Origin of the sequence: Micromonospora purpureochromogenes (assembly GCF_900091515.1) — a bacterium.
Lineage (GTDB): Bacteria > Actinomycetota > Actinomycetes > Mycobacteriales > Micromonosporaceae > Micromonospora > Micromonospora purpureochromogenes.
This window is the reverse complement of the sequence record NZ_LT607410.1, coordinates 3,428,915-3,454,044: the sequence shown is the minus strand read 5'-3', so window position 1 is coordinate 3,454,044 and position 25,130 is coordinate 3,428,915. Positions and strand designations below refer to the sequence as shown.

20 protein-coding genes and 1 pseudogene are annotated in these 25,130 nt (G+C 72.1%); 12 read left to right on the top strand and 9 right to left on the bottom strand.

The features are described 5' to 3' along the window. The first annotated feature begins 8 nt into the window (after window positions 1–8). Complete coding sequence (locus tag GA0074696_RS16000; protein WP_088961839.1) at window positions 9–584, top strand: ArsR/SmtB family transcription factor; 576 nt, start codon at window positions 9–11, stop codon at window positions 582–584. Beyond that, window positions 581–1,852 carry an MFS transporter gene (locus GA0074696_RS15995; RefSeq protein ID WP_231925019.1) on the top strand — a complete coding sequence of 424 codons (1,272 nt, stop codon included), beginning with the start codon at window positions 581–583 and terminating at the stop codon, window positions 1,850–1,852. Before GA0074696_RS16000 ends, GA0074696_RS15995 begins: the two co-directional genes overlap by 4 nt. Before the next feature lie 58 nt (window positions 1,853–1,910). Here GA0074696_RS15995 and GA0074696_RS15990 read toward each other — a convergent pair whose 3' ends face one another. Then, on the bottom strand, window positions 1,911–2,810 hold the full coding sequence (locus GA0074696_RS15990) for an alpha/beta hydrolase (protein WP_088961838.1): 900 nt from the start codon (window positions 2,808–2,810) through the stop codon (window positions 1,911–1,913). Between the two features lie 106 nt (window positions 2,811–2,916). Here GA0074696_RS15990 and GA0074696_RS15985 point away from each other — a divergent pair, with 106 nt between their 5' ends. Next, window positions 2,917–3,744, top strand: coding sequence for an MEDS domain-containing protein (locus GA0074696_RS15985; protein WP_197700717.1), 828 nt, complete (start codon window positions 2,917–2,919; stop codon window positions 3,742–3,744). After that, entirely contained in the window at window positions 3,741–4,697 is a 957-nt protein-coding gene (locus tag GA0074696_RS15980) for a sensor histidine kinase (protein WP_088961836.1), read from the top strand. The genes GA0074696_RS15985 and GA0074696_RS15980 overlap by 4 nt, the downstream gene beginning before the upstream one ends. Window positions 4,698–4,725: 28 nt before the next feature. Here the strand turns inward: GA0074696_RS15980 and GA0074696_RS15975 are convergent, their stop codons facing one another. Next, the gene (locus GA0074696_RS15975) at window positions 4,726–5,139 is read right to left on the bottom strand and encodes a hypothetical protein (protein WP_088961835.1); all 414 of its coding nucleotides are present in this window, start codon (window positions 5,137–5,139) and stop codon (window positions 4,726–4,728) included. 113 nt (window positions 5,140–5,252) lie between these two features. Further along, window positions 5,253–6,986 (bottom strand): M28 family peptidase, encoded by a 1,734-nt coding sequence (locus GA0074696_RS15970; RefSeq protein ID WP_088961834.1) that lies wholly within the window; start codon window positions 6,984–6,986, stop codon window positions 5,253–5,255. 297 nt (window positions 6,987–7,283) lie between these two features. Between GA0074696_RS15970 and GA0074696_RS15965 the strand changes: the two genes are divergently transcribed. The 8 genes from GA0074696_RS15965 to GA0074696_RS15930 all read left to right on the top strand — a co-directional run bounded on the left by GA0074696_RS15965 (window position 7,284) and on the right by GA0074696_RS15930 (window position 15,678). Continuing rightward, entirely contained in the window at window positions 7,284–7,808 is a 525-nt protein-coding gene (locus tag GA0074696_RS15965) for a PadR family transcriptional regulator (RefSeq protein WP_088961833.1), read from the top strand. Then, a complete protein-coding gene (locus GA0074696_RS15960; protein ID WP_088961832.1) occupies window positions 7,805–8,488 on the top strand; it encodes an ABC transporter ATP-binding protein in 684 nt (227 codons plus the stop codon). The genes GA0074696_RS15965 and GA0074696_RS15960 overlap by 4 nt, the downstream gene beginning before the upstream one ends. Then, window positions 8,485–10,761 (top strand): FtsX-like permease family protein, encoded by a 2,277-nt coding sequence (locus GA0074696_RS15955; RefSeq protein ID WP_197700716.1) that lies wholly within the window; start codon window positions 8,485–8,487, stop codon window positions 10,759–10,761. The genes GA0074696_RS15960 and GA0074696_RS15955 overlap by 4 nt, the downstream gene beginning before the upstream one ends. A gap of 56 nt (window positions 10,762–10,817) precedes the next feature. Next, the gene (locus GA0074696_RS15950) at window positions 10,818–11,702 is read left to right on the top strand and encodes an ABC transporter substrate-binding protein (protein WP_088961831.1); all 885 of its coding nucleotides are present in this window, start codon (window positions 10,818–10,820) and stop codon (window positions 11,700–11,702) included. A gap of 257 nt (window positions 11,703–11,959) precedes the next feature. Then, entirely contained in the window at window positions 11,960–12,568 is a 609-nt protein-coding gene (locus GA0074696_RS15945) for an AMIN-like domain-containing (lipo)protein (protein WP_088961830.1), read from the top strand. A gap of 99 nt (window positions 12,569–12,667) precedes the next feature. Continuing rightward, entirely contained in the window at window positions 12,668–13,348 is a 681-nt protein-coding gene (locus GA0074696_RS15940) for a response regulator transcription factor (protein WP_088964605.1), read from the top strand. A 15-nt stretch (window positions 13,349–13,363) separates the two neighbouring features. After that, window positions 13,364–14,767: a sensor histidine kinase gene (locus GA0074696_RS15935; protein WP_088961829.1), complete on the top strand. Its 1,404-nt coding sequence runs from the start codon at window positions 13,364–13,366 to the stop codon at window positions 14,765–14,767. Next, window positions 14,764–15,678, top strand: a complete 915-nt coding sequence (locus tag GA0074696_RS15930; protein ID WP_231925018.1) for a Gmad2 immunoglobulin-like domain-containing protein — start codon at window positions 14,764–14,766, stop codon at window positions 15,676–15,678. The genes GA0074696_RS15935 and GA0074696_RS15930 overlap by 4 nt, the downstream gene beginning before the upstream one ends. A 332-nt stretch (window positions 15,679–16,010) precedes the next feature. Here GA0074696_RS15930 and GA0074696_RS31190 read toward each other — a convergent pair. The 6 genes and pseudogenes from GA0074696_RS31190 to GA0074696_RS15900 all read right to left on the bottom strand — a co-directional run. Continuing rightward, window positions 16,011–16,367 (bottom strand): annotated as a pseudogene (locus GA0074696_RS31190) (group I intron-associated PD-(D/E)XK endonuclease); the annotation flags it as partial. A 347-nt stretch (window positions 16,368–16,714) separates the two neighbouring features. Further along, window positions 16,715–17,365: a transcriptional repressor LexA gene (gene lexA / locus GA0074696_RS15915; RefSeq protein ID WP_088961827.1), complete on the bottom strand. Its 651-nt coding sequence runs from the start codon at window positions 17,363–17,365 to the stop codon at window positions 16,715–16,717. A gap of 35 nt (window positions 17,366–17,400) precedes the next feature. Next, window positions 17,401–17,742: an NAD-dependent epimerase/dehydratase family protein gene (locus tag GA0074696_RS32610; protein WP_088961826.1), complete on the bottom strand. Its 342-nt coding sequence runs from the start codon at window positions 17,740–17,742 to the stop codon at window positions 17,401–17,403. Between the two features lie 10 nt (window positions 17,743–17,752). Beyond that, the gene (locus tag GA0074696_RS15905; RefSeq protein ID WP_088961825.1) at window positions 17,753–18,391 is read right to left on the bottom strand and encodes a hypothetical protein; all 639 of its coding nucleotides are present in this window, start codon (window positions 18,389–18,391) and stop codon (window positions 17,753–17,755) included. A gap of 88 nt (window positions 18,392–18,479) precedes the next feature. Continuing rightward, window positions 18,480–19,646 (bottom strand): hypothetical protein, encoded by a 1,167-nt coding sequence (locus tag GA0074696_RS30805; RefSeq protein WP_157745965.1) that lies wholly within the window; start codon window positions 19,644–19,646, stop codon window positions 18,480–18,482. Then, entirely contained in the window at window positions 19,643–24,850 is a 5,208-nt protein-coding gene (locus GA0074696_RS15900; RefSeq protein ID WP_088961824.1) for an AAA family ATPase, read from the bottom strand. Before GA0074696_RS15900 ends, GA0074696_RS30805 begins: the two co-directional genes overlap by 4 nt. Between the last annotated feature and the right edge of the window lie 280 nt (window positions 24,851–25,130).

Below are 25,130 nucleotides of genomic sequence, written 5' to 3'. Positions count from 1 at the left end.
CTGTCGGAATGTCCGAGGACGAGTCGATCCTGCACCTGACCGACCCGCGCGCCATGCGCGCGTTGGCCCACCCCACCCGCCTGCGGCTCCTCGGCGAGCTGCGGGTACGCGGCCCGCAGAGCGTCGGCATGCTCAGCGAGCTCGTCGACGAGGCCGTCGGGTCGGTCAGCTACCACCTCGGCAGGCTCGCCGAGCACGGCTTCATCCGGGAGGCCCCCGAGCACGCCCGCAACCGCCGGGAGCGGTGGTGGCGGGCGGCGCACGACCGCACCAACTGGGAACCGGTCGAGGTGCTGCACGACCCGGAGCGCAAGCTCGCCTCGGACCTGCTGCGCCGGGCGTCCTTCCAGCGCTACGTGGAGCGGTTCCAGGCCTACCTCGACAGCGAGGCCACCCTCGACCCGGCCTGGGTCCGGGGCACCACCAGCAGCGACCAGATCATGCACCTGACCCCGGACGAGCTGCTGGAGTTGCGCGCCGAGCTGGCGGAACTGGGCGCCCGCTGGCGCGCCCGCAGCGACCCCGACCGGCCCGGCGCCCGCACCGTCACGCTGATCTGGCAGGCCTACCGGGGGCCGCAGTGACCGCCGAGCCCCGCCGCTGGGGCCCGCTGCTCGGCCTGCTCGTCGGCCACACGGTCTCGCTCACCGGCAACATGCTCACCTACATCGCCCTGCCGCTCTACGTGCTGGCCGAGACCGGCTCACCGGCGGCGACCGGCCTGACCGGGGCGTTCGCCGCCGCGCCGGTGGTGCTCGGCGGCGCCCTCGGCGGCGTGGTGGTCGACCGGATCGGCTACCGCCGGGCCAGCGTCGTGGCCGACCTGGTGTCCTGCGCGACGGTCGCCGCCATCCCGCTGCTCGACGCGACCGTCGGCCTGCCGTTCTGGGCGCTGCTCGCGCTGGTCTTCGCCAGTGGGCTGCTCGACACGCCGGGGCAGACCGCCCGGTCCGCGCTGCTGCCCGAGGCGGCGACCGCCGCCCGGGTGCCGATCGAACGGGCGATCGGCTGGTTCGAGGCCACCGAACGCGGCGCCCGACTGCTCGGCGCGCCCGTGGCCGGGCTGCTGGTCGCGGCCATCGGCGCGCTGCCGGTGCTGGCCGTGGACGCCGCCACCTTCGCCGTCTCCGCGCTGGTGGTGGCGCTGCTGGTGCCCCGCGCCATGCGCCCGGCCGAGCCGGCGCCGGAGGAGCCCGGCGGGTACTGGCGGAACTTCGCCGCCGGGGTGCGGTTCCTGGTCCGGGAGCCGCTGCTGCGCGCGATGGTGCTGCTGGTGCTGATCACCAACTGCTTCGACGCGACGAAGAGCAGTGTCCTGCTGCCGGTGGTGGCGGACCGCGAGCTCGGCGGGGCCACCGCGTTCGGCGTGCTGGTCGGCGCGATGGGCGGCGGCGCGCTGGTCGGCTCGCTGCTGTTCAGCGCCGTCGGCCACCGGCTGCCCCGCCGCGCCACCTTCGTCACCACCTTCGCGGTCGCCGGCGGGCCAACCTTCTGGGCCCTGGCCGCCGCGCCGCCGCTGCCGGTGCTGGTCGCGATCTTCGCGGTCTCCGGTCTCGCCGCGGGTGCGATCAACCCGCTGATCGGCGCGGTCGAGCTGGAGCGGATACCCACGCACATGCGGGCCCGGGTCTACGGGGTGGTGGGGGCCGGCTGCTGGGCCGCCATGCCGCTCGGCGCTCTCGGCGCCGGACTGGCCACCGACCGGTTCGGCCCCACCGCCACCCTGGTCACGATCGGCACCGCCTACGTCCTGGTCGTGCTCACCCCGCTGCTGGGCGGCCCGTGGCGCCGGATGGGCCGGCCGGCGACCGTGGCCGAGCGGCCCGCCGACCTGGCCGGCACGCCCGGCTGAGCTCCCCGGCGTGCCAGCGGGGGCCGTGGACGCGGTCAGGGGGCCCGCACGGGCGCGGTCAGTCGGCCAGCGCGGCGCTGATCGCGCGGACCTGCTCCGGCGCGACGGACGTCCAGAACCGGCCGTCGTGACAGCCCGTGGAGATCCGTACCAGCTCCGGGTCGGGCAGCCGGTCCCGCCAGGCGCGCACCGCCGGGGTGAACGGGTCGGCCGCGCCGATCGCCACCCGCAGCGGCAGCCCGGCGAACTCCCGCGCCCGGGCCAGGACGTCGTAACGGTCCCACTCCCCCGCCGAGTCGTACGCCCCGGGGTTGACCGTCCGGGCGTCGGCGTAGGAGTGGAAGATCGCCGGGGAGGTGGCGACGACGGCCCGGAACAGCTCGGGGCGGGTCAGCGCGCAGAGCAGCGCGCCGTAGCCGCCCATCGACCAGCCAGCCACCGCCACCCGGTCGGTGTGCAGCCCACGGGTCGCCAGCAGGGGCAGAAACTCCCCGGTCAGCATCGTCAACGGGTCGTCGTCCGGGTGTGGGTGCCAGTACCCGTCACCGCCGTCCACGGCGGCCAGCACGAACGGGGCGGCGCCGGCCCGGACCGCCCCGGCGATGAACGCGGGATAGTCGCCGTTGCGCACCGCGGCCGCGGCGTCGCTGGCGTACCCGTGCAGGGCGAGGCAGACCGGCAACCGCGCGCCCGGCGCGTACCCCGGCGGGTAGGACAACGCGAAGGCGACCTCCCGGCGGCGCGCCGGCGAGCGGAAGGTGCCGCTCACGGACGGCCCCGGCGTGGCCCGCAGCTCCTGCGCCGGGTCGTCGGCCGCGCACCGGCCGAGGACCTGGTTCAGCACGGACCTGCCGGGCAGCACCGCCGCGTCGACCAGGACCGCTCCGCCGGCGCAGGTCGCGGCGGCGCCGAATGCGGCGCCGAGCCAGGTGAGCGCGCGGCGTCGGGTGATCGGCATCGGGTCACGGTAGACGGCGTCGCCCGGGCGTGGGGACCCACGCGCGGCGGCCGCGATGCGCCCGGCCCGCCGCTGCGGCTTAGACTCCGGACATGAGGCGGAGAGCTTGACCAGCGAATCAGTGCGTTCCGTGCCGCCCGGACACGTCTGCTGGACCTTCGACGACACGACGGTCTTCGACGCCCGGGCGCAGCGGTTCCTCCTCGCCGGCCTCGACGCCGGCGAACGGGTCCGCTACGTCACCGCCGAGCCGGGGGACGTCGCCGTGGCCCGGTGGCAGGGCGTCCCGCGCCTGCGCGAGGCGCTGCGCGGTGGGGCGGCGGAGGTGGTGTCGGTGCGCGACACCTACGGCGAGCGGCATGTCGTCGACCCGGCCGCCCAGGTCGCCACCTACGCCGCGTTGACCGACGCGGCCCTGGCCGACGGTCATGCCGGCCTGCGGGTGGCCGCCGACGCGACGACGCTCGTGGTCACCGCGGAGCAGCGCGCCGCCTTCACCCGCTACGAACACCTGGTCGACCGCTTCATGCGGGTCCGGCCGATGTCCGCCGCCTGCGGATACGATCGGCGGGTGCTGGACGGCCGGGCGATCGAGGAGCTGGCCTGCCTGCACCCGGCGGCCGACCCGGGGACCACCCTGTTCCACCTGTACGCCGGGCACGACGAGCTGGTCCTCGCCGGTGAGCTGGACCCCTCCAACCACGAGGTCTTCGACAGCGCGCTCGCCCGGGCGCACGTCGACGACCCCACCGGCGAGCTGGTGGTCCGCGCCGACGAGCTGCGCTTCATCGACCACCGGAACCTGATCCACCTGCACCGGCACGCCGCCCGCCGCGGCGGCACCGTGGTCCTGCACACCCCGCTGACCTCCGCCGCCCGGCTGGTCGAGCTGCTGGGGCTGTCCCGCGTCCGGGTCGCGGTGGCGGCGCGATGAGGACCGGCGCGGCCGCCCGGCACCGCGGCTACTTCCACGAGGCTCTCTGCTACGGCTCGGACGAGGATCTGCTCGCCGTCGTGGTGCCCTTCCTCACCGGCGGGGTCGCCGCCGGTGAGCCGACACTGGTCGCCCTCGGTGAGCGCACCACCGCGCTGGTACGCGCGGCGCTCGGCCCGGACTCCGGGGTGTCGTACCTCGATGGCGGCGACGTGTACGGGCGACCGACCGCGGCGATCAGGTCGTACCGCCAACTGCTGGCCGACCACGTCGCCGCGGGAGCGGGGCAGATCCGCATCATCGGCGAGCTGCCCGCGTTCGGCCCGACCTGGGACTGGTGGGCCCGCTACGAGTCGGCGATCAACCACGCGTACGACGACTTCCCGCTGTGGGGCATGTGCGTGTACGACACCCGCACCACCCCGCCCGCGATGCTGGCGGACGTGGTCCGCACCCACCCGCGCACGGCCATGCCCGACGGGCGGCACGTGCCGAACGAGGGCTACACCCCGCCGGAGGCGTACCTGCGGGAGAACCGGCCGATCGTGCCCGACCCGTTGCAGGCGGGCGCTCCGGCCGTCGAGCTGCACGACCCGACACCGGCGCGGGCCCGCGAGGCGGTGCACGAGGCCGGTCGCGGCCGGCTGAAGGTCGACGACGTCGACGACCTGGCCGTGGCGGTGAGCGAGGTGGTGACCAACGCGCTGCGACACGGGCGGCCACCGGTGCGGTTCCGGCTCTGGGTGGGCGAGGACCGGATCGTGGTGAGCGTCGACGACCGCGGTGCCGGGCCGAGCGACCCGTACGCCGGTCTGCTGCCCGCGGGGGGCGCGGCGCCGGGCGGGCTCGGGCTGTGGATCACCCATCAGTCGTGCAATTACGTCGTGATGCACCGCGGCGCGGACGCCTTCACGCTGCGCCTGACCGCCGGCAACCCGCACGTCACGCCCTGACGGCGGCGGCCGGCCCGGCGGGGGCCGGTCAGTCGCGGAGCAGGTCGGCGTGGACGGCGCGCAGCCGGTCGAGGGCGCGGTCGGTGCCTGGTGGGACGCGCTGGTCCAGCTCGGCCCAGAGCTCGGCGAGGGCGGCGGTGACCGCGCGCAGCTCGGCGGCGTGCCGGCGGGCGCCCTGGCGGTGCGCCTCCTCCAGGCGGCGGGCCCAGCCGGCGGTGACGGCGGCGAGGCGCTCACCGTCGGCCCGGGCCTGGGCGGCGGTGCGGGCCGCGGCGGCGGGCACGATCGCGGCGACCGGGCGGGGGTCGCCGTCGCGGGTGACCAGGGTGACGGTGTCGGTCAGCTCGGCCATGGCGATCAGCTGGGTCAGCCGGGTGCGCAGCTCGCGCAGCGGCAGGGAACGGGGTCGACCACTGTGGTGGGTCAGCGCGGGGGCAGCCATGCCGTCATGCTCAGCCGGGGGTACGACATTTATCGTCGTGACGCTCCGGCCGGTCGTTCGGGCACGTGCCGTGGGGGGCGGGGCGGGCGGCGGCCCGCCCCGCCCCCGGTCGGTCAGCTCGCCTGCAGGGTCACGTCGTCGATGACGAAGCTGGTCTGCAGCGACGAGTCCTCGGTTCCGGTGAACTTGAGGGTGACGGTCTGGCCGGCGTACGCGTCCACGTTGAACGAGCGCAGCACGTAGCCGCTGGCGGCGTTGAGGTTGGAGTACGTCGCCAGGGTGGCGGTGCCCACCTGCACGGTCAGCCTGTCGTACGCGGTGCCGGTGGTGGTTTCGGCGGTGTCGATATGCAGGTAGAAGGCGAGGGTGTACGTCGAGCACCCGGCCGGCACGGTCACCGACTGCGACAGCGTGTCGGTGTGGGTGCTGCCGTAGCCGTCGAGCCACGCCTTGTACGACCCGGTGCGGGCCGGCTGGCTGGCCGAGTTGGTGATCACGCCCGAGGTGGCGGTCCACGGGGTGGTGCCGGACTCGAAGCCACCGTTGCCGATCACCTGGCCACCGGTGCAGCCGCCGGTGCCGGTCACGGTGAGGCTGTAGGTGGCGGTGCGGGTGACCGACCCGGTGCCGGTGACCGTGATGGTGAAGGTGCCGGTGGTGGCGGTCGACGAGGCGCTGACGGTCATCGTGGCGGAGCCGCCGGAGGTGACCGACGAGGGGCTGAACGACACGGTCACGCCGCTGGGCGCGCCGGTGGCGGAGAGCGCCACCGGCTGCGGGCTGCCGCTGGTGGTGACGGTGCTGACGGTGGCGGTGGTGGACGCGCCCCGGGCCACGCTGCCGGAGGTCGGGCTCACCGACACCGAGAAGTTGTTCGTCGGGGTGCCGGTGCCGACCGCGAGCTGCCAGATGGCGTACGCGACGCCGTCGGCGCTGCGGTTGAGCACGGTCGCGCTGATGTTGCTGGCGGTGTCGCAGGAGCGGTGGTAGCAGGGGTCGTACGCGGCGTTGGCGGTGCCGCCCCACTTGGTCGCCTGGGCGCTGGTCTTGCGGGCGCTGGCGCCGGCGGCGTACCCGGAGGTGGGGATGCCGCCCTGCTGGAACGAGTAGTCGTCGGAGCGGCCCTGTCCCTCGACGTTCTCCTCCGGCTGCAGGCCCAGCGAGTCCCAGTACGCCTTGAGCGGCGCGGCGGTGGTGGAGGTGAGCCGGTTGATGAAGTAGCCGCCGTTGGGCGAGCCGACCATGTCGAAGTTGTAGTAGCCCTTGATGTAGCCGCGCTGGGTGGCGTTGAGCGAGTTGACGTAGAACTCCGAGCCGTTGAGGCCCTGCTCCTCGTCGGTCCACCAGGCGAAGCGGACCCGCTTGGTCATCGACGGGTTCTGCTGGGCCAGCACCAGCGCGTTCTCCAGCAGAGTGGCCGAGCCGGAGCCGTTGTCGTTGATGCCCGGGCCGGCGGAGACGCTGTCCAGGTGCGCGCCGAACATGACGACCTGGTCGATGGGGCCCTGCGGCCACTCGGCGATCAGGTTGTTCGACGGGTACGTGCAGGAGGAGCAGTACTGCTCGCTGACCGTGTAGCCGGCGGCCTGGAGCCGGGTCTTGAGGTAGTTGACCGACGCGGTGTAGCCGGCCGAGCCGGCCCGCCGGGTGCCGCCGTTGCTGGTGGCGATGCTGTTGAGCTGGGTCAGGTGGGCCTGGATGTTGGTCACCGAGATGTCCGGCGCCGCGAGGGCGGCGAGCGGGGCGGCGGCCGGCGGGGTCGCGGTGGCCGGTTGCGCGGCCAGCGTCATCGTCACGGCGGCGAACACGGCGAGGGCGAGGCCCTTCGTCGGCGTGGCACGTCTCATGCGAACTCCTCGTGGGGGTCGACGGGCGTGGCCGGATCCCTGGCGGGGGTCAGGTCGGGGTGGACGGGATCTCGCGGCCCGGGGGTGAGGTCGCGGCGGTCACGCCGGGGAATGAAACACTGACATGTATCAATCTCCCGGTCAACCGGCCGAACGGTGTCACAATCCCGGCCCGTCGACCGGGCCCGCCCGTCTCCGCGCCAGGAAAGGCGCGGCCACCTGCGGTGACGCCACCGCCGACGGAGTGGCGACCCCGCGTACACACCGCGCGTATACTCGGTGTGTATAGTCGCCGGCATGTCCATCGGTCAGACCTTCCTCGGCCTGCTGGAGCAGACTCCCCGGCACGGCTACGACATCAAACGCCGCTACGACGAGCGCTTCGGCCACGCCCGCCCGCTGGCCTACGGCCAGGTCTACGCGACCCTGTCCCGGCTGCTGCGCAGCGGCCTGGTCCAGGTGGAGGCGGTCGAGCCCGGCGAGGGTCCCGATCGCAAGCGGTACGCGATCACCGAGGCCGGTGTCACCGACGTCCAGCGTTGGCTGGCCACGCCGGAGAAGCCCGAGCCCTACCTGCAGAGCACCCTCTACACCAAGGTGGTGCTGGCGCTGCTGACCGACCGCGGCGCCGCCGACCTGCTCGACGTGCAGCGCGCCGAGCACCTGCGGCTGATGCGGGAGCTCACCCGCCGCAAGCGCGACGGCGACCTCGCCGAGCAGCTGATCTGCGACCACGCCCTGTTCCACCTGGAGGCGGACCTGCGCTGGCTGGAGCTCACCGCCGCCCGCCTCGACGAGCTGGCCGCGGAGGTGCGCAAGTGAACCCCACCCCGCTGCTGGCTGCCGAGGACCTGCACCGTCGCTTCGGCGCCACCGTGGCGCTGGCCGGTGCGTCGCTGCGCGTCGACCCCGGCGAGGTGGTGGCCGTGATGGGCTCCTCCGGCTCCGGCAAGTCGACCCTGCTGCACTGCCTCGCCGGCATCGTCCGCCCGGACGCGGGTCGGGTCCGCTACGACGGGCGGGACCTGGCCGAGCTGTCCGACGCCGAGCGCAGCGCCCTGCGCCGGGAGAGCTTCGGGTTCGTGTTCCAGTTCGGCCAGCTGGTGCCCGAGCTGACCTGCCTGGAGAACGTGGCGCTGCCGCTGCGGCTGGCCCGGGTCGGCCGCCGGGAGGCCGAGCGCCGGGCGCTGGACTGGCTCACCCGGGTCGAGGTGGCCGAGGTGGCGGGCAAGCGGCCCGCCGAGGTCTCCGGTGGCCAGGGGCAGCGGGTCGCGGTGGCCCGGGCGCTGGTCGGCCGGCCCCGGGTGGTCTTCGCCGACGAGCCGACCGGCGCGCTGGACTCGCTCAACGGCGAACGGGTGATGCGGCTGCTCACCGAGGCCGCCCGGGAGACCGGCGCGGCCGTGGTGCTGGTGACCCACGAGGCGCGGGTGGCCGCGTACTCCGATCGGGAAATCGTGGTGCGCGACGGCCGCACCCGCGATCTCGAGGCGGTCGCGTGAGCACGGCGCGACGCTTCCGGGGCGCGGCGGCCGACCTGGCGATGGGCGCCCGGATGGCGGTCGGCGGCGGCCGCGACGGGTGGACCCGGGCGGTGCTCACCGCGCTCGGCGTCGGCATCGGCGTGGCGCTGCTGCTGCTCGCCGCGTCGGTGCCCGGCGCGCTGGACGCCCGCCAGGCGCGCGGCGACGCCCGCGACGACCTGCGGATGGGCCAGGAGCTGGCGCCGGCGGCGAACACGCTGCTGGTGTCCATGGTGGAGACCGAGTTCCGCGGCCGGCCGGTGCGCGGCCGGCTGGTGCGTCCGGAGGGACCCGACGCCCCCGTCCCGCCGGGGTTGACCCGGCTGCCCGCGCCCGGTGAGGCGGTGGTCTCCCCCGCCCTGCGGGACGTGCTCGACTCCCCCGACGGTGCGCTCTTCGCGCCCCGCCTGGGCGGGGCCCGGATCACCGGCACCATCGCCGACGACGGTCTGGCCGGCCCCGGCGAGTTCGCCTTCTACGCCGGCGACGACGAGCTGAGCACCGAGCGGGGCGCCACCCGGCTGGACCGCTTCGGCGGCGGGCTGCCCGGGGAGGGCTTCGGGCCGGTGCTGATGCTGCTCGTCGCCGTCATCTTCGTGGTGCTCCTGCTGCCCATCGCGGTCTTCCTCGGCGCCGCGGTGCGCTTCGGCGGCGAGCGCCGCGACCGCCGCCTGGCCGCGCTGCGCCTGGTCGGCGCCGACGCGGTGATGATCCGGCGGATCGCCGCCGGCGAGGCCGCCGCCGGCGCGCTGCTCGGGGTCGCCGTCGGGGGCGCGCTGTTCGCCCTCGGCCGCCAGCTCGTTCCGCTGGTCACCCTCTTCGACCTCAGCGTGTACGCCGCGGACGTCCGCCCGCCCCTGCCGCTGGTGGCGGTCGTCGCCGTCACCGTGCCGGCGCTGGCCGTGCTGGTGTCCATGGTGGCGCTGCACGCGGTCGTGGTGGAGCCGCTCGGGGTGACCCGGCGCGGTGTGCCGGCGCGCCGTCGGCTCTGGTGGCGGCTGCTGCTGCCCGTCGTCGGACTCGCCCTGCTGTACCCGCTCACCGGCATCCGGGACGACGGCTCCGCCGCCACCCGCTACCAGGTGGCGGCCGGCGCCGTGCTGCTGCTCGTCGGCACGGTCACCCTACTGCCCTGGGCGACGGAGCTGCTGGTCCGCCGGCTGCGGGGCGGGCCGGTCGGCTGGCAGCTCGCGGTGCGGCGGATGCAGCTGGACAGCGCCACCTCCGCCCGGCTGGTCAACGGCATCGCCGTGGCGGTGGCCGGCACCATCGGGCTGCAGATGCTCTTCGCCGGGGTGGCGCGGGAGTTCACCACCGCGACCGGACAGGACACCTCCCGGGCGCAGGTGCAGGTGCAGCTGCCGGCCGGCCCGAACACCGCCGCGGCGGTCCACCAGCTCGTCACCGCCGCCGGGGTCACCGGCGCGACCAGCACCCTGACCACGATTGCCAACGCCGGCGACGTGCTGCACTTGCGGGTCGGCGACTGCATCGCGCTGGCCGAGTTCGCCCGGCTCGACCGCTGCGCCGACGGCGACGTCTTCCTGGTCCAGGCGCCGGAGGCGGCCGCCGTCGCGCCCGGCGCGACGCTGACCGTCGACGGGTTGGCGCGGTGGCGCGTGCCGGCCGACGCCCGCCGCGTCCCGTCCCGACCCGATCCGGCCGGATGGGAGCAGCGGGATGTGCTGATCACCCCGGCCGCGCTGGGCGGGGCGACGCTGGGCGAGCTGCGCGGCGAGGTGTTCCTGCGGCTCGACCCGGACGCGCCGGACGCGGTGGAGCACGTCCGCAACGCCGCCGCGACGATCGACCCCACCCTCGGGGTCACCACGCTCACCGAGGTCAGGGAGAACGACCGGTTCGCCGACGTCCGGCGCGGCCTCTACATCGGCGTGGTGGTCACCCTGCTGCTGATCGCCGCGAGCATGCTCGTCGGCACCCTGGAACAGCTACGGGAACGCCGCCGGCTGCTGGCCATGCTGGTCGCCGTCGGCACCCGCCGTACCACCCTGGGCTGGTCGGTGCTCTGGCAGACCGCGGTGCCCGTGCTGGTCGGGCTGGCGCTCGCGGTGGTCTTCGGGCTCGGCCTCGGCGCCGTGCTGCTGCGCATGGTGCAGGCCCCGGTGACGGTGGCGTGGCCCGTCGTCGGGCTCTCCGTCGCGCTCGGCGCGCTGACCGTGCTGCTGGTCGCCGGGCTGAGCCTGCCCATGCTGTTCCGGCTGACCCGGCCGGACGGGCTGCGTACCGAGTGACCGCCTCCCCCGGGGCCGCACCACGTCGCGCGGGCGGCCCCGGGCAGGATGGGGCCATGCGCCTGGTCTCCCTGCTGCCCTCCGCGACCGAGATCGTCTATGCCCTCGGCCTCGGCGGGGACCTGGTCGGGGTGACCTTCGAATGCGAGGTGCCGGCCGCCGACCGGGCCGGCAAGACCGTGGTCGTCGGCGGCACCGACACCCGGGGCATGACCCCGGGCGAGATCGACGCGCACGTCCGGGCCCAACTCGCCGCCGGCGCCGACCTCTACACCCTGCACGCCGACGCGCTCGCCGGGCTGGACCCCGAGCTGATCCTCACCCAGGACCTGTGCCGGGTCTGCGCCCTGCCCTCCGGGCACGTCGCCGACGCCCTGGACCACCTCGGCTGCCGCGCCGACGTGCTCTCGCTCGACCCGTACACCCTGGACGAGGTGCTGGCGAGCATCCTCGCGGTGGGCGACGCCGCCGGCGTACCGGAGCGGGCGCGGGCGCTGGTGGACGGTCTGCGCGACCGGCTCGCGGCGGTCGCGGCGGCGGTCGGCGACCGGCCCCGGCCCCGGGTGGCGGTGGTGGAGTGGACCGACCCGCCGTTCACCGCCGGGCACTGGATCCCCGACCTGGTACGCGCCGCCGGCGGGGAGCCGGTGGCCACCCGCCCCGGCGCCCGCTCGGTGCAGGTGCCCTGGGCCGAGCTGCGTGCCGCGGCACCGCAGGTCGTGCTGGTCACGCCCTGCGGTTTCCGCCTCGACGGCGCTGTCGGCCAGGCCGAGGCGGTGGCGGAGCACTTCCCGGGCACGCCGGTCTGGGCGGTCGACGCCGACGGACTGGTCGTCCGCCCCGGCCCGCGTCTGGTCGACGGCGTCGAGGCGATCGCCGCCGTCCTGCACCCGGACGCGGTGCCCGCCCCGCCCGCCGGCGCGGTGGCCCGGGTGGCCTGACGGCCCGACCGGCGCGACCGGGTGTTCCGGCGGGGGTAGCGGCGGGGCCCTCAAGATCAGGTCGCAGATTCCGAGTCTCAGGACGGCGTGTCGTCTCGGGAAATGCGACTGGATCATGGGGATCGGGCGCCCCGCCCGGGCCGGCCGTTGAGGACTGTTACTGCGCTGTTACGCCACGGTGGGACGGCTGTGGCGGATCGCGCCGACCGTCGTACTCACCGGCCGATCGGGCCGGACGTAACGGCAGGGAGGACACCATGCGATCCACGAGGACACTGGGGGCGGTGGCGGCGGTCATGCTCGCCGTCGTGCTCACCGCCGCCACGGCGGCCACCGCGGGGGCGCGGCCCACGACCACCGGCGCGCAGGTCGCGCCCCGGGCGCTCACCGGCGCGCCGTACTGCGGGATCACCTGGGGCAGCGCGGAGAGGACGACCGGCCCGCTCAGCGGCGCCCCGCTCACCCAGGTGCGTACCGGTCGGCACGACTGCTACGACCGGGTGGTGTTCGAGTTCGCCGGCCCGGTGAGCGGCTACTCGGTCGCCTACGGCGAGACCTGGACCGAGGGCGAGGGGCTGGCACTGTCGCCGTACACCGCCGGGGACGCGCTGCTGCGGGTGTCTTTGCGGGCACCGGCGTACGACGACCAGCACGTCGCCACCGTGCCGTACCGGGTCGGCGAGCACGCCGCGAACGTGCTGCGCTACTCGACGCTGCGGGACGTCGTCTTCGGCGGCAGCTTCGAGGGCTACACCACCTTCGCCGTCGGGGTGCGGGCCCGGCTGCCGTTCCGCGTGTTCGTGCTCGCCGGCCCCGGCACGCACAGCCGGATCGTGCTCGACGTCGCGCACCAGTGGCAGGAATGACCAGCCGTCGGGGCGGGGGTCCGGCGTCGACCGGCCCCCCGTCACCGGCCGTTGCGGCAGGACCGTCCGATGACCTCCCGGGGCTACCCTGAGGACGTCATGGACGGCCGCGTGCTGCTTGTCGAGGACGATGCCTCCATCAGGGAGGTCACCGCCCTCGGTCTGCGGCGGGCCGGCTTCCGGGTCAGCACGGCGGTCGACGGCCGCGCCGCGCTGGCCGCCTGGCGGGCCCAGCCGGTCGACCTGGTGGTCCTGGACGTGATGCTGCCCGGCCTCGACGGGCTGGAGGTGTGCCGGGAGATCCGGCGCACCAGTTCGGTGCCGATCCTGATGCTCACCGCCCGCACCGACACCATCGACGTGGTCGTCGGGCTGGAGTGCGGCGCGGACGACTACCTGCGCAAGCCGTTCGACCTGCCGGAGCTCGTCGCGCGGGTACGCGCCGGGCTACGCCGGGCCAGCGCCGTCGTCGAGGAGAGCGTCCTGACGGTCGGCGGGCTGGAGATCGACCCGAACCGGTTCGTCGTCCGCAAGGCCGGCCGGGAGCTGACCCTGACCGCCACCGAGTTCCGACTGCTGCTGGAGCTGGCCCGCCGGCCCGGCCAGGTGTTCACCCGCGAGCTGCTGCTGGACCGGGTGTGGAACCACTCCCACCTCGGCGACTCCCGACTGGTCGACGTGGCGGTGCAGCGGCTGCGCGCCAAGGTGGAGGACGATCCCGCCGAGCCCCGGCTGGTCCGCACGGTGCGCGGGGTCGGCTACAAGCTCGCCACGGCATGACGGGAGGATGGCGCGATGGCCACGGGCGCCGTACCGCCGGGTCGGCTCCGCCGCCGGTTGACGGTGGCGTTCGTACTGGTCGCCGGGGTCTCCGCCGGGGTGCTCGCCGGCGGGTCGTACCTGATGCTGCGCCAGGCCCGGCTGGACGGCTCGGTGCAGCGGGCGGCGGCCGACGCCCGCTACCAGCTCGTCCTGGCCGGGCAGTTCGTGCCGCTGACCGACACCCGGCGCGCTGAGCTGCTGACCAGCTTCGAGGGCAGCGGCCGGCACGTGCTGCTGGTCGCCGATGACACCCGCGCCTCCCACCCCTCGTACGCCCCCACCCCCGGCCCGCGGCTGCGGGCCGCCGTCACCGACGGGCAACTCGGCTACGAGCGGCTGGACGGCGCCGGCGGACGGCACCTGCTGGTGGTCGGCGGACGGATCCCGGGCTCGACCGCCGAGCTGTACGCCGTCACCGACGAGAGCGACCTGGTCGGCGGGCTGGACCAGCTGCGCACCGCGCTGGCGGTCGGCTGGCTGGCGGTGGTGGCGCTCGCCGCGGGCGTCGGGCACTCCCTGGCCCGGCGCACCCTCGAACCGGTTGGCCGGGCCAGCCGGGCCGCCCGGGCCGTGGCGGAAGGGCTGCTGGCGACCCGGCTGCCGGTGCGCGGCCGGGACGAGTTCAGCGACTGGGCCGCCGCGTTCAACGACATGGCGCAGGCGCTCCAGACGAAGATCGACGACCTGTCCCGGGCCGAGGCCCGGGAGCGGCGGTTCACCGCCGACGTCGCGCACGAACTGCGTACCCCGGTCACCGCCCTGGTGGCGGCGGCCTCGCTGCTGGCCGACCGGCTCGACACGCTGCCCGACGACTCCCGCCGCGCCGCCGAGCTGCTGGTAGCCGACGTGGTACGGCTGCGCACGCTGGTCGAGGAGCTGATGGAGATCTCCCGGCTGGACGCCGGCCGGGAGGCGGTCAGCCTGGCGTCGGTGCCCGCCCTCGCCCCGCTGCGCGGCCTGGTCGCGGCGCACGGCTGGGCCGGCCGGGTCGTCGTCGCCGGCGACGAGGCCGTCCTGCGCACCGACCCACGCCGGCTGGAACGGGTGCTGGTCAACCTGGTCGGCAACGCCGTCACGCACGGCCAGGGCGAGGTCCGTGCGAGCGTCACCCGCGCCGGCCCGCTGCTCGTGTACGAGGTGAGCGACCAGGGGCCGGGGATCGCCGCCGAGCACCTGCCGCACGTGTTCGACCGCTTCTACAAGGCCGACCCGGCGCGCTCCGGTCGGGGCAGCGGGCTCGGCCTGGCCATCGCCCGGGAGAACGCCCGGCTGCTCGGCGGCCGGCTCACCGTACGCAGCACCCCCGGCGTCGGCACCACGTTCCAGCTGGCGCTGCCGCTGACCCCGCCCGACACCGACCCGGGAGGAGAACCGTGAACCGGCTGCCCGCCCTGCTCACCGCGCTCGCGCTGCTGCTCGCCGGCTGCGCCGACGCCCGCTCGGGCACCCTCGGACCGGCCCCCCGCGCCGCCGCGCCCAGCACCGCCGGCGCCCCGGTGACCGCCCCCACCGCCCCGCCGGGCACCCCCACCGCCGGCACCCCCGGCCCCACCGCCACCCGGTCGACCGCGCCGGTGACACCGCCCCGGACCGGGACGCCGTCGCCGGCCGGCACGGGCAGCGTGACCGTGCAGCTCTGGTTCGCCCGCGCCGGGGTGGTGGTGCCGACCCGGCGTACCCGACCCACCACCGTCGCCACCTCGCGGCTGGCGCTGGCGGAACTGGCCGCCGGGCCCACGTCCGCCGAGGCCGCCACCGGCCTGGCCACCCTGGTCCCCGCCGGCGTCGAGATGGTCCGGATAGCCGAGGGCACCGCCACCGTCGCCCCGCCCCCGTCCTTCGCCGACACCGACGCCCCGACGCTGCGACTGCGGCGGGCGCAGGTGGTCTGGACGCTCACCCAGTTTCCCACCGTGCGCCGGGTGGCCTTCGCCGGTAGCGGCGTCGTGCTGGCCCGCACCGACCTCGCCGACCTGCTGGCGCCGATCGTGGTCACCGAGCCGGCCATCGGCCAGCGGGTCACCGGGCCGGTCACCGTCGCCGGCACCGCCGACGTGTACGAGGCGACCGTCTCGATCCGGATCCTCGACGGCAGCGGCCGGGTGGTCGGCACCGGCTTCACCACCGCCACCTGCGGCAGCGGCTGCCGCGGCGACTACCGCGGCGGGGTCGCCTACCGGTTGGCGTCCGCCGGCCCCGGCACCGTCGAGGTGTACGAGGTGTCGCCCCGCGACGGCTCCCGGACCCACGTGGTGGCCGTGCCGGTCCTGCTGGCCGCCACCGCCTGACTGACCGGCACTGCGGATGAGTCGCCGGACCCGGGGTCGAACCGGGCGGGCCACCGTTATGAGCAGCGGCTGGGCCCACGCCCTCCGGCGAGGACCACAGTGGATGGCATCCGTGGAGACTGAGGCGGGAATCAAACCCACGTGTACGTATTTGCGGATCGCCCCATGTCCACTCGGGCACCCGGTCTGCCGCAGCACCGACCGAGCGCGCAACATCGCCGTCTGGCCTCCGGACGGCGGGTGTCCTTACCCTGCTCGCAGAACTGGCAGGTGCCGGCCCACAAGGGCGGTGCTCTGGCCGCTGGGCTACGCCGGCAAGACGCAACTACTGGCTACACCCGAAACTCCTCGTACCTCTCGCCCATGTTGGCCGTGCTGCGCCGTCCAATCACTTCATACGGCAGCACATACATCGAGCCGTCGCCAAGGACGACGAAGAAGTAGTCGATCTCGTCGGGTTCGTATGGTGCCGACCGGAAGTAACCGGTGGATGTCCGTCCCGGCTGCTGGTTGTCGTAGACAGTCCGGGTGAACTTCACGGTACGGCTCGTTGTCGTCGACGACTTCACCTGGATCCGATCGAGGCCGTTCGGCGAGTCGACGATGAGGTCGTAGATCGCAGGCTCTACCGGCAGCGAAACGACGTAGCCCCGCTCCGAGAACCAAGCGATTGCCTTACCTTCGTCTACGTCTGCAACGTCGGCTTCCGCGGCACCGCCGGATCAGGCAGCAGACGGGCCACCCCGCCCAGACACTCGTGCACGGCGATCTCCTGATGGTGGTGTGTGATCCGCTGCGGGACCCGGAGGCGGAGATGCGGGCAGCGGCCGAGGCGGTAGGAGCAGTACTGTTTGGGGATCAGCCGCTTCCGGCCACGCGACCCGAACGGCCATGGGTGGTCAGGTGGACCGCGTGGGAACTGGGGTAGACGTCGGATTGACGTGCTGTCGGCCTTCTGCACGCTCGCCATTTGCGGGCGCTTGAGCTGGATCTGCTCCGCACACGGCAGCAGCACGGCTCAAACGTCGGCCTGACGCTAGACGCGCCGAAGCACACAGACGACCTTGCCCAGGATGACCGCGTGTTCGGCGGAGATCACCTCGTAGAGCGGATTTCGCGGGACGAGCTCGACGCGACCGTCGCGGGTCCGGTAGGCCTTGACCGTCGCCTCGCCCTCGATCATCGCGGCGACGATGTCGCCGTTCTCGGCGACCGCCTGCCGGCGCACGACGACAACGTCTCCGTCGCAGATCGCCGCCTCGATCATGGATTCGCCCTTAACTAGCAGAGCGAACAGTGTGCCGTGCCCGACTAGGTTGCGAGGCAGCCTCAGCTCGTCCTCCACGTGTTCCTCTGCGAGGATAGGGGCGCCGGCAGCGATAGTGCCAAGCACGGGAACTTTGACGCCTGGCTCGTCCGCTCCGTTCGATGCCGGGCCAACCTGCGCCCTACGGATGTCGACCGCCCTGGATGCGTTCGCCTCTCGACGCAGGAGGCCGCGCCGTTCCAGCATGTTCAGGTGGTGCGCCACGGACGAGGGGGAGCCAAGCCCGACCGCTGCACCGATCTCGCGAACGGTGGGTGGGTAGCCGTGCGGCTGGATCCAATCGCGGATAACAGTCAGGATGCGCTGCTGCTTGGCGCTGATGTGGGGCGGCTCGACCTCGGCACCATTGGAGGTTGTCATTCACGCACCATACAACGGGCTTTGGTACGTGTGTACTAACACGCTGACTGCTCCTCGTCGACGTCCTCGCCGCTAATTTGGTGGCTCGCGAAGGTGGCGGTGCGGAGTCGGGTCTCACTGACGGTGTCTAGCAGCCGGGCCAGCACGTCCGGGCACAAGCGCGGCCAGATGACGGACCCGGTCGTGTTTGCCGGATTCCAGGACAACACGGCGAAATCTCGTGTCCCGTACGTCCCCCTCGGCCGCGTCATGCGAAGAGAACGACGCGGCATCTTGCGCTGATGTGTCACCAGAGTCAGCTCGTGGCCGGCCTCGCTGAGCGCCCGTGCGACCGCACGGCCGAGGAATCCGGGCGCCCCCGTGATGAGAATACGCAAGTGACCCGCCTCAGCCTCGGCGTCTGGTGCCGTCGTCGTGGAGCCGGCCGGCCCGCCGGCGCCGGCGCCGCGCCAGGACGATCCAGAACAGCGGCAGGAGCACGGCGAACATGACGGCCATGCGGCGTACGTCGGTCGCGTCGGTGCCTTCGTCGAAGTCGTCGAACCAGAAGGCGGACAGTCCGAGGGAGATGACCATGGTGGTGATGAACGCGCCGGTCACCGCCCGGTACCAGACCCTGTTCTGCCAGGCGGGGACGAGTTCGGAGCTCTTGATCGGATCTTGCAGTCGCGGGGCGGGGTCGGCCGCGGCCGGCGTGGTCCGGTCCGCCGCCGGCCATGAGCCTGGGTGCCCGTCCGGTCTGGGGGCGAGGAATCCCGGCTTGATCACGGCGAAGATCATCGCCGTGATCAGCAGGATGGCGGTGAGGACGCCGAGGACAGCCGCGGGGTCGGACGTCGTGTCGACGAAGGCTTCGGCGAGGAGCCCGACCGCGGCGGTGAGGAAAGCGGCTCCGGCGGGCAGCATGAGGTAGCCGAACCTGCTGTCGCCGAGTTCGGGTGCGCGGCCATGACGGAACCGCCAGGCTTTCCACAAGCCCGCGCACCCGAGCAGCGTCAGCGCCGCCGCGATCAGTACATCGGTCAACGCCTGTCACCTTCGCTAGTCGAACGGGTTGAGTGAGTTCCCTCGGTGTGCGGCGAAGAGGAGTCTCAACATGGAGGGACGAGGCGCGTCAATCGTTGCCTTTCGGTGCGGCGGGTGATGGCGCGTTCTCGGAATGCCTGACGGTCACGCCGAGGGAAAGTCGATCCTTACCGACGGTGTTTACGAGGATTTCGTAAAGGTCGGGGCGGAGGATTAGATCGGCTCCGTGGACGGCTGGTTCGAGTGGACTGTATCTGCCATCGTGGATGAGGAAACCGCGCCATTGCCGCCCGACAATTGCTGCGCCGCTGTCGTCGACAAGGACGTGACGTAATGCTGGGGTTTCGGGGCGGAGCCCGAGAAGGGCGACAACTTCGATCCGGGGGACGAGCGTGAAACGTTGGAGTCCAACTCCACGGTCATGCGCTGGGGCGCCCGGTTGGCCCTCGTAGTCGACGAGTGCGGCGAGGGGTCCCCGGGTGGAGCTGAGGGCGATGCGGGCACGTTCGGCGTCGAGGCCTGGTGCGAGGTCGTCGCAGCAGATGGCCCACGGGTCCGGTGCGGCGCGGGAGAGTGGCATGCTGTTGACGGGTGGTGGACCGTCGCACGCCTCGAGTCCGGTTGCGACGAGTATTTGCCGGGCTGCGATGTCGGGGTGGCGGTTGGCCAGTGTTGCTTGCCGCTCGAACATCCCGAGCTGGACCCATCCTTTGTACGGCTCCTCGCTTACGCGCGCCGGCCCGCCGTCTGCACAAGTGAGTTGCCGGACATCCGCGAGGGCGACCGCGCCGGCGGGAGGCCACTCAGCGTCGTCATCGACCCACGGGATGGGTGTCAGCGACCAGTCGAGCACACTGGCTCGAGTTGGGGGCCGTGGAACCCTTGATGCCTCGCTGCGCAGCGCCCATCGCGCGTTCGGTGCCAAGCGTTGCGCGAGAGTCTGTTCGAATCGTCGGGGGTCTGATAGAACTCCTTCTAGCGCTCGTGCGGTCCGGATGCCGGCAGCACCCATCTGCAGCTCGTTCTCAACGACTTCTTCGTCCGCGAGATACGCGTCCGGCATCCGTCTGGCCCACGATGATCGCAGATGGTCGATCTGTTCGCCGAAGCGTTTCCCGATGTCGTCAACCTGCCCGACAAGCCGGTCGACGATTGCTTCACGCAATCCCGGGGGCTCGTTCGCATCCTCAAGGCGGTCATCGAGAAACAGAGTCACGAACCCTTCAGCCCGTTCCTCCGGTGTCGCCGACGTCATTCGCGCTTCCTCATGAGGTCGTGGAAGGCAGCTCGTACCTTCGGGGCGGGTTCGGTCGCCGTCGGGTACGGAACCGGACGGCCGTGTGCGTCCAGGATCCGGCCCGCGAGCACGCGCACTGACAACCAATCCGTTCCAGCCAGCTGCGTCAACTCTGACGCCATCTCATCAGTCAGATCGCCAATCGGCAGGCAGGTGCGTACGACGTCCAACAGCCATGTGGTTCGGCCTGCGTCCAAGCCAGCTCGCAGTACATGGACGAGTGCTGCCTGCCCGATCCTCGGGCGGCACGTCACCACGAGTGCGGTGGCGAGGAGCGTCTGCCGCAGGTCCGCGCGCACCGGCTGAGAGATCGTCGCCAACGCAAGCGTCGCCAACGCGACATCCAATGCATCCTGCGAGTCAGGAGCCACGGTCGGCCGGTACGTGTGACCGGCCCGTTCCGCGATCCCCGGGAGCCGATGTTGGATGACCGGGAATGCAGCCTCCCAACACTCGACCGCCGTACCACCCGGCGCGCCGGTCGGCGTCGAAGCGAACGCTGCAACCACAGCCTGCGTTACCCCGTACGTGCGCTGCGCATCTGAATCAACCGTCTCGGTGACCGCCGACGCCAGCGTCCGCTCCGCGGTAACCGAATCCAGCTCTTGTGCTGTGGTCCACAGGTTTACACGTTCCCGTCCGGCGAACGCGCGCCACCCGCCCCCGCCGCGGATACGGATGTAAGCGAGCGTGAGACAGTGGCTGGCGACCGTCCTCAACGCGTCGCTGGTGCCGTCGCAGCGGGCGGCGAGGCCCTCGCCAAGACCAGCGAACACCTCGTTATCGGAAAATCGGGACACCTCACGGGCGACGTCTTCAACTAGCCCGATACCCGCCTCTGCACCATAGGTCAGGGTCGCTTCGATGATGCGCCATCCGATGGCGTTCGTGACCGCGTCAAGGTCCCACCTGGGAGCCGCGTCGTCCCGATACCGCTGGTTGTCGAACTCTCGTGCCGCGAGTATCGCACCCGCCCGGCCTTCGAGGACGATGGGACGCTGGTCGCTCACGAGCCGCTTCTGCAACTCCAGCCGGTCAGGCTTCGGGTTGGAGTCCCATGCGCTGTTCCGCTTCTGCTCCGGGCGCGGCGTCCGGGCCGGGAAAGCTGCGCCACCCAATCGGACGACTGCGTCGACAAGCTCCGGTGTCACCGCGGACTTGGGCTGGTCGCTGGAGTAAAGCATCGGCTGGTCGTCGTAGGTCGCCGCGACGTTGTTCGCGACGATGGCGAGCATCACGTCCGTCTGCGGGCTCCTGCCGAGCTCATTCGCGAGCCGGGTGAGGAGCTCAAGGTCCGTGGTCGGGCGACGCCAGCCCGTCCCGACGGCGAGTCGCAGGGCCGCCAGGACGATGGGATCCGCGGTCATGACCTGGGTTTCGAGTAGGTGCGTGTGTGCGGTGTACGCGCGCACGTCCTCGAACCCAAGCATGGCGAGGAGGGTGTCCGCGCCGTCGATGCCCGCAGCGATCGGATCAATGGTTGCGGCCTCCTCCCACCACCGGGTCACGAAGCCTGAGGTGCCGCGGCCATTGGTGTGCTGCCGCACCAGGTAGACGAGATCGACGAGCTTCTCCAGGCATGCGCGTGCGGCGTCGATGTCGACGTCGGCGATGTCGTGGATGCTGTCGATGATTTCCAAGATGGTGGGGTCTTTGTGTCCGCCGTAGCTTGCAAGGAGCAGGCAGGCGCGGCGCCAACATTCGTCGGCTTCATCCTTCGCGCCGGCGATGACGCAGATGCGGGCGGTTGCGAGTTCGAAGTTGGCGGTGACGCTGTACTGGGTGTTGGTGTCACGGCGTCGGTCCCGGATGACCTTGATCAGGGCGTGGATGGCGTCGACGCCGATGTGGTCGGAGACGCGAGACAGGATCTTGAGGAGGTCATTGGTTGTAAGGGGCCCGCTCTCGGGTAGTCCGAAGTTGGTCGTGGTGGTGGTGCCGTCGCCGATGGCGATGAGGTGGGTGAGCACCGGGCCGAGGTCGCTGGGTTGGACGACGATGAGGGAGTTCTCGACGACCTTGTGAACGAGTGAGTGAATGGAATACAGGTCGCACGCCCTCGGGTCCCCGGTGAACGGGTGTGCTTCAGCCGCGAGGTCAGCGAGCGCGACTAGGACGGCCGTGGAGGCTGCTTCGGCCCTGGTGACATCGGCGGCGACGTCGTCTGCGACGCCGATGGTAGCCACCGCGTACCGCAGCCAGGCGCGATAGAAGCCGACGCCCGCGAGCTGGCTGGCGTACTTGAGCGGGATGGACCGGTCGAGGGCGTGGGCGAGCGTGAGGAGCGAAAGCCACCGTTGAATGTCGCCGTAGTTGGCGGAACGACCGTCGAGGACGGCGTCGGTGGCGGCCTGGATGTCCGCTTCAAGGTCGTTGGTTCCCAGCCCTTCGAGAACGTCACCGGCGGGGATGCCGTGGTTCAGGTACCCGACGATGTCGAGTACCGGCGCAAGCGTCCACGCCTGCCGGGCGAAGTCGGCCTGATCGGGTAGGCCGGGTGTCTCGGCTGCGGCGAGGTCGGCGAGTCTCAGGTATACCCGGGCCGCCTTGTTGGGGTCGGTCATCGCGGCGGCAACGTCCGGCATGGACCCTGCCGGGAGACCGGCGGTGAACACGTCGACGAGCTCTTCGAGGGACGCGTCGTGGTCGAGTTCGAGGTTCTCGGCAACCTGTTCGGCCAGGTTCGGCGGGATGTCACCACGCTGATTGCGGAGGCGCAGCGCACCGAGCTGGATGGCGAGGTGGAGGGTGCCGTCGCGGTCGGAGCTGTAGGTGGAGCGTTCGCGTTTCGACTCGGACTCTCGGACGTCGATGTACGCCTTCCAGGGGGCCGCAGCCCCGGCTCGGTCCACGGACTCACAGAGGCGGAGCCCCCACCGTGACGGGAATGTGGGCCGTCCTTCGTACATGAGTCGCTCGGCTACGAAGTCGGCACCGACGATGGCCACCACGACGTCCGAGTACTCGACGATCGAGTCGGTCAGCGACTCGGTCTCGTAGGTGTCAATTGACTTGCGGGTCTCGACGCAGGTGATCAGCGTTGGCCAGTCGAGTCGTGCTTCGCTTTCACGGGCAACGATCCCGACGACCCGCTGAAGCGCCTCCGGCGGTTGGAACGCGCGGATGCCTTCGGCGACGAAGCCCGGCTGGATGAGCTCCTTCAGTTCGTCGTACCGGTCCAGGTGCGCGAGGAGTTCGGGAAGGTGCCGGAACGCCCGCGCGTCGGTGAAGAAACCGCGAGCCGCGAGCCACGCGGCCGCGCTTTCACGGATGGAGGCGACCCACTCGTCGTCCTTGCCGCGCAGGATGTGCCGGCTAAAGCTTTCGTGATGGATGCGCAGGCCACCGAGGCCGGGTTGCGAGTTCAGCACGGGTGCAAGCGTCTTGAGAGCGGGCGCTAAAAACGGCTTCATCACCGGGGGAAGCAGTTCGCCGAGCTCGTTCGCGGACAGCGCGAAGTCGCACAGCGCGAGGGTACCGATGGCGAACAACTGGTCGGCGGTCATCGCGCCAAGCAGGTACTCGTAGTATGCACCGACGTCAGTGGCCGTGTCGGGGACACGCGTCAGCCGGTGAATGATGTCGCTGACCGTGCCCGGTGCTACGTCGTCGTCGAGCGGCGAGGTGTGGGTCGCGTACCGACACAGGTAGGTGGCGTATAGCGCGTTGCCGCCGGAGCGGTCGTGGACCAGGTCGACGATGGTGTGTTCGTCGTCGTCATCGAGCGGCTCGGTCCCCCCGGGTTCGGTGAGCAGCCCGTGCTTGGTCGCGAGAGTGCGGATCTCCTCCCACGACATGCGGGGCATCGGGACGGGGTCGCCGGCACCGGGTGCTGCATTGGCGAGGTGGGAACCGGGTTGGCTGGCGATGAGCATGCATACGCCGGGCGGCAGGTCGATGGCGGCAAGCTGGTCAACCAATAGGCGTGAGGGGTCCGTCTGCTGGCTGGTACGCCGGCCCAGGACCCGGTCGACGTGGTCGAGACCATCGACGATGAGAAGTACGCTCTGCCGGGGGAGCGTCTCGCGGCATGCCTGGACTGCGACGGTGAGCGCTTCCGGGGTAGCGGCGAACCTGGGCCGCAGGTCTGTGGTGGCTTCAGGCACGATCTGTTCGAGCTGCCGCAGAAGGCTTCCGATGACAACGTCGGTGAGGACGCGCTCCTCCCGGTTGATATCGGTGGCACCGAGCCAGCAGTGGTGTCGGGCAACAATCCAACCTTCGTCGCGGTAGGTGTCTGCGAGTTGTTCGCACAGCCAGGATTTGCCGACACCGGGTTCGCCGGTAACGACGACGCGGCCGCCGGCGGGGGCGACGGCGTCGACATGCTTGCGCACGTCGGCGGTAGCGCCGGCCCGGGGCACGACGACGGCCGTTTCGATGGGGTGTCCTTCGGTGACGGCACCGAAGTCGGTGGTGAGCCCGACTTGGGGCAGAACGCGTTCCCGCGCGACGTTCCCGTCGAGTGCGCGGGCGCCAGTGGCTGCGTGTGCCAAGGCGAGCGCCGCGTATTCGGGTAGAATGTTGGTGTTGGGCGTGCGGCCAGCGCCGAGCTCCTCGATAACGCGACGTAGGAGCGCGCGCTCAGCGGGACCGGGCGCGGAGAAGTCGAGCGTCGAAGCCGGGGCGCTGGTGTCGATCGTGAGGTACTCGCACGCCGTGCGGATCTGCACTTCAGTGAGCCCGGTAAGACGCGTTTTCCAGGGTTCAGTTTTCTGGAGGGCCGTCGGGTCGAACTTGAACCTGCGGGTGGCGACGCCCGGCAGCGGGTCACCAGGGTCGTCTGCCGCGTCAACGGGTTTTAGCACGGCGGCGAGGTCCTGATCCGGGTTGCCGTCGCGGACGATGACCCGGTACGTAGTGCCGGGATGCTGGTCCAGGTCGGACAGGAGAGCGCCGTACAGCAAGTCGAGCCGGAGACTCCTCCCGTCTCCGGAGAAGCTGTCCTTCGAGAGCTCGCGGTCCAGAGTCGTGTGCTTGATCTGGAAACGGACTCGCCGACCGGTCCTGTAGCCGATAGTCAGGTCGTCGAACCGGTCGCCCGTGAACCCCTTGGTGTCGACCGTGATGCTTTCGGCGGTGCCTAGCATGAGGTCGACGAGGGCGATGCCAGTGATGAGGTCCTGGTATGCATAGCCGTAGTGCGTCGCTCTCAGGTTCATGCGCGTCCTCAAACTGGTCCCAATCAGGCAAGTCGGGTCCGGAGGAGAGGCCCCGTTGCGCTCGGGTGACTCGATGATGGCACGCGGGACCGACAGAGTTGTGTTCCACCAAGGGCGGCGCGGTCACGCTGACCACACCGTTGGGCCGCCAACGCAGCCGTCACCTCGTGTCGAAACTTGTGCAGGTCGACGGCGGAGGGCGGCAGGCGCAGGACGTATCCGTCGCAAACGGCGCACAGCAGTCGGCCCGGCGGCAAGGATCCGAGGCGACATCAACATC

Bases quoted from the DNA above. Each gene is read 5' to 3' on its own strand.
- GA0074696_RS16000 (WP_088961839.1), top strand. From the start codon at position 9: ATGTCCGAGGACGAGTCGATCCTGCACCTGACCGACCCGCGCGCCATG.
- GA0074696_RS15990 (WP_088961838.1), bottom strand. From the start codon at position 2,810: ATGCCGATCACCCGACGCCGCGCGCTCACCTGGCTCGGCGCCGCATTC.
- GA0074696_RS15980 (WP_088961836.1), top strand. From the start codon at position 3,741: ATGAGGACCGGCGCGGCCGCCCGGCACCGCGGCTACTTCCACGAGGCT.
- GA0074696_RS15975 (WP_088961835.1), bottom strand. From the start codon at position 5,139: ATGGCTGCCCCCGCGCTGACCCACCACAGTGGTCGACCCCGTTCCCTG.
- GA0074696_RS15970 (WP_088961834.1), bottom strand. From the start codon at position 6,986: ATGAGACGTGCCACGCCGACGAAGGGCCTCGCCCTCGCCGTGTTCGCC.
- GA0074696_RS15965 (WP_088961833.1), top strand. From the start codon at position 7,284: ATGTCCATCGGTCAGACCTTCCTCGGCCTGCTGGAGCAGACTCCCCGG.
- GA0074696_RS15950 (WP_088961831.1), top strand. From the start codon at position 10,818: ATGCGCCTGGTCTCCCTGCTGCCCTCCGCGACCGAGATCGTCTATGCC.
- GA0074696_RS15945 (WP_088961830.1), top strand. From the start codon at position 11,960: ATGCGATCCACGAGGACACTGGGGGCGGTGGCGGCGGTCATGCTCGCC.
- GA0074696_RS15940 (WP_088964605.1), top strand. From the start codon at position 12,668: ATGGACGGCCGCGTGCTGCTTGTCGAGGACGATGCCTCCATCAGGGAG.
- GA0074696_RS15935 (WP_088961829.1), top strand. From the start codon at position 13,364: ATGGCCACGGGCGCCGTACCGCCGGGTCGGCTCCGCCGCCGGTTGACG.
- lexA (WP_088961827.1), bottom strand. From the start codon at position 17,365: ATGACAACCTCCAATGGTGCCGAGGTCGAGCCGCCCCACATCAGCGCC.
- GA0074696_RS30805 (WP_157745965.1), bottom strand. From the start codon at position 19,646: ATGACGTCGGCGACACCGGAGGAACGGGCTGAAGGGTTCGTGACTCTG.
- GA0074696_RS15900 (WP_088961824.1), bottom strand. From the start codon at position 24,850: ATGAACCTGAGAGCGACGCACTACGGCTATGCATACCAGGACCTCATC.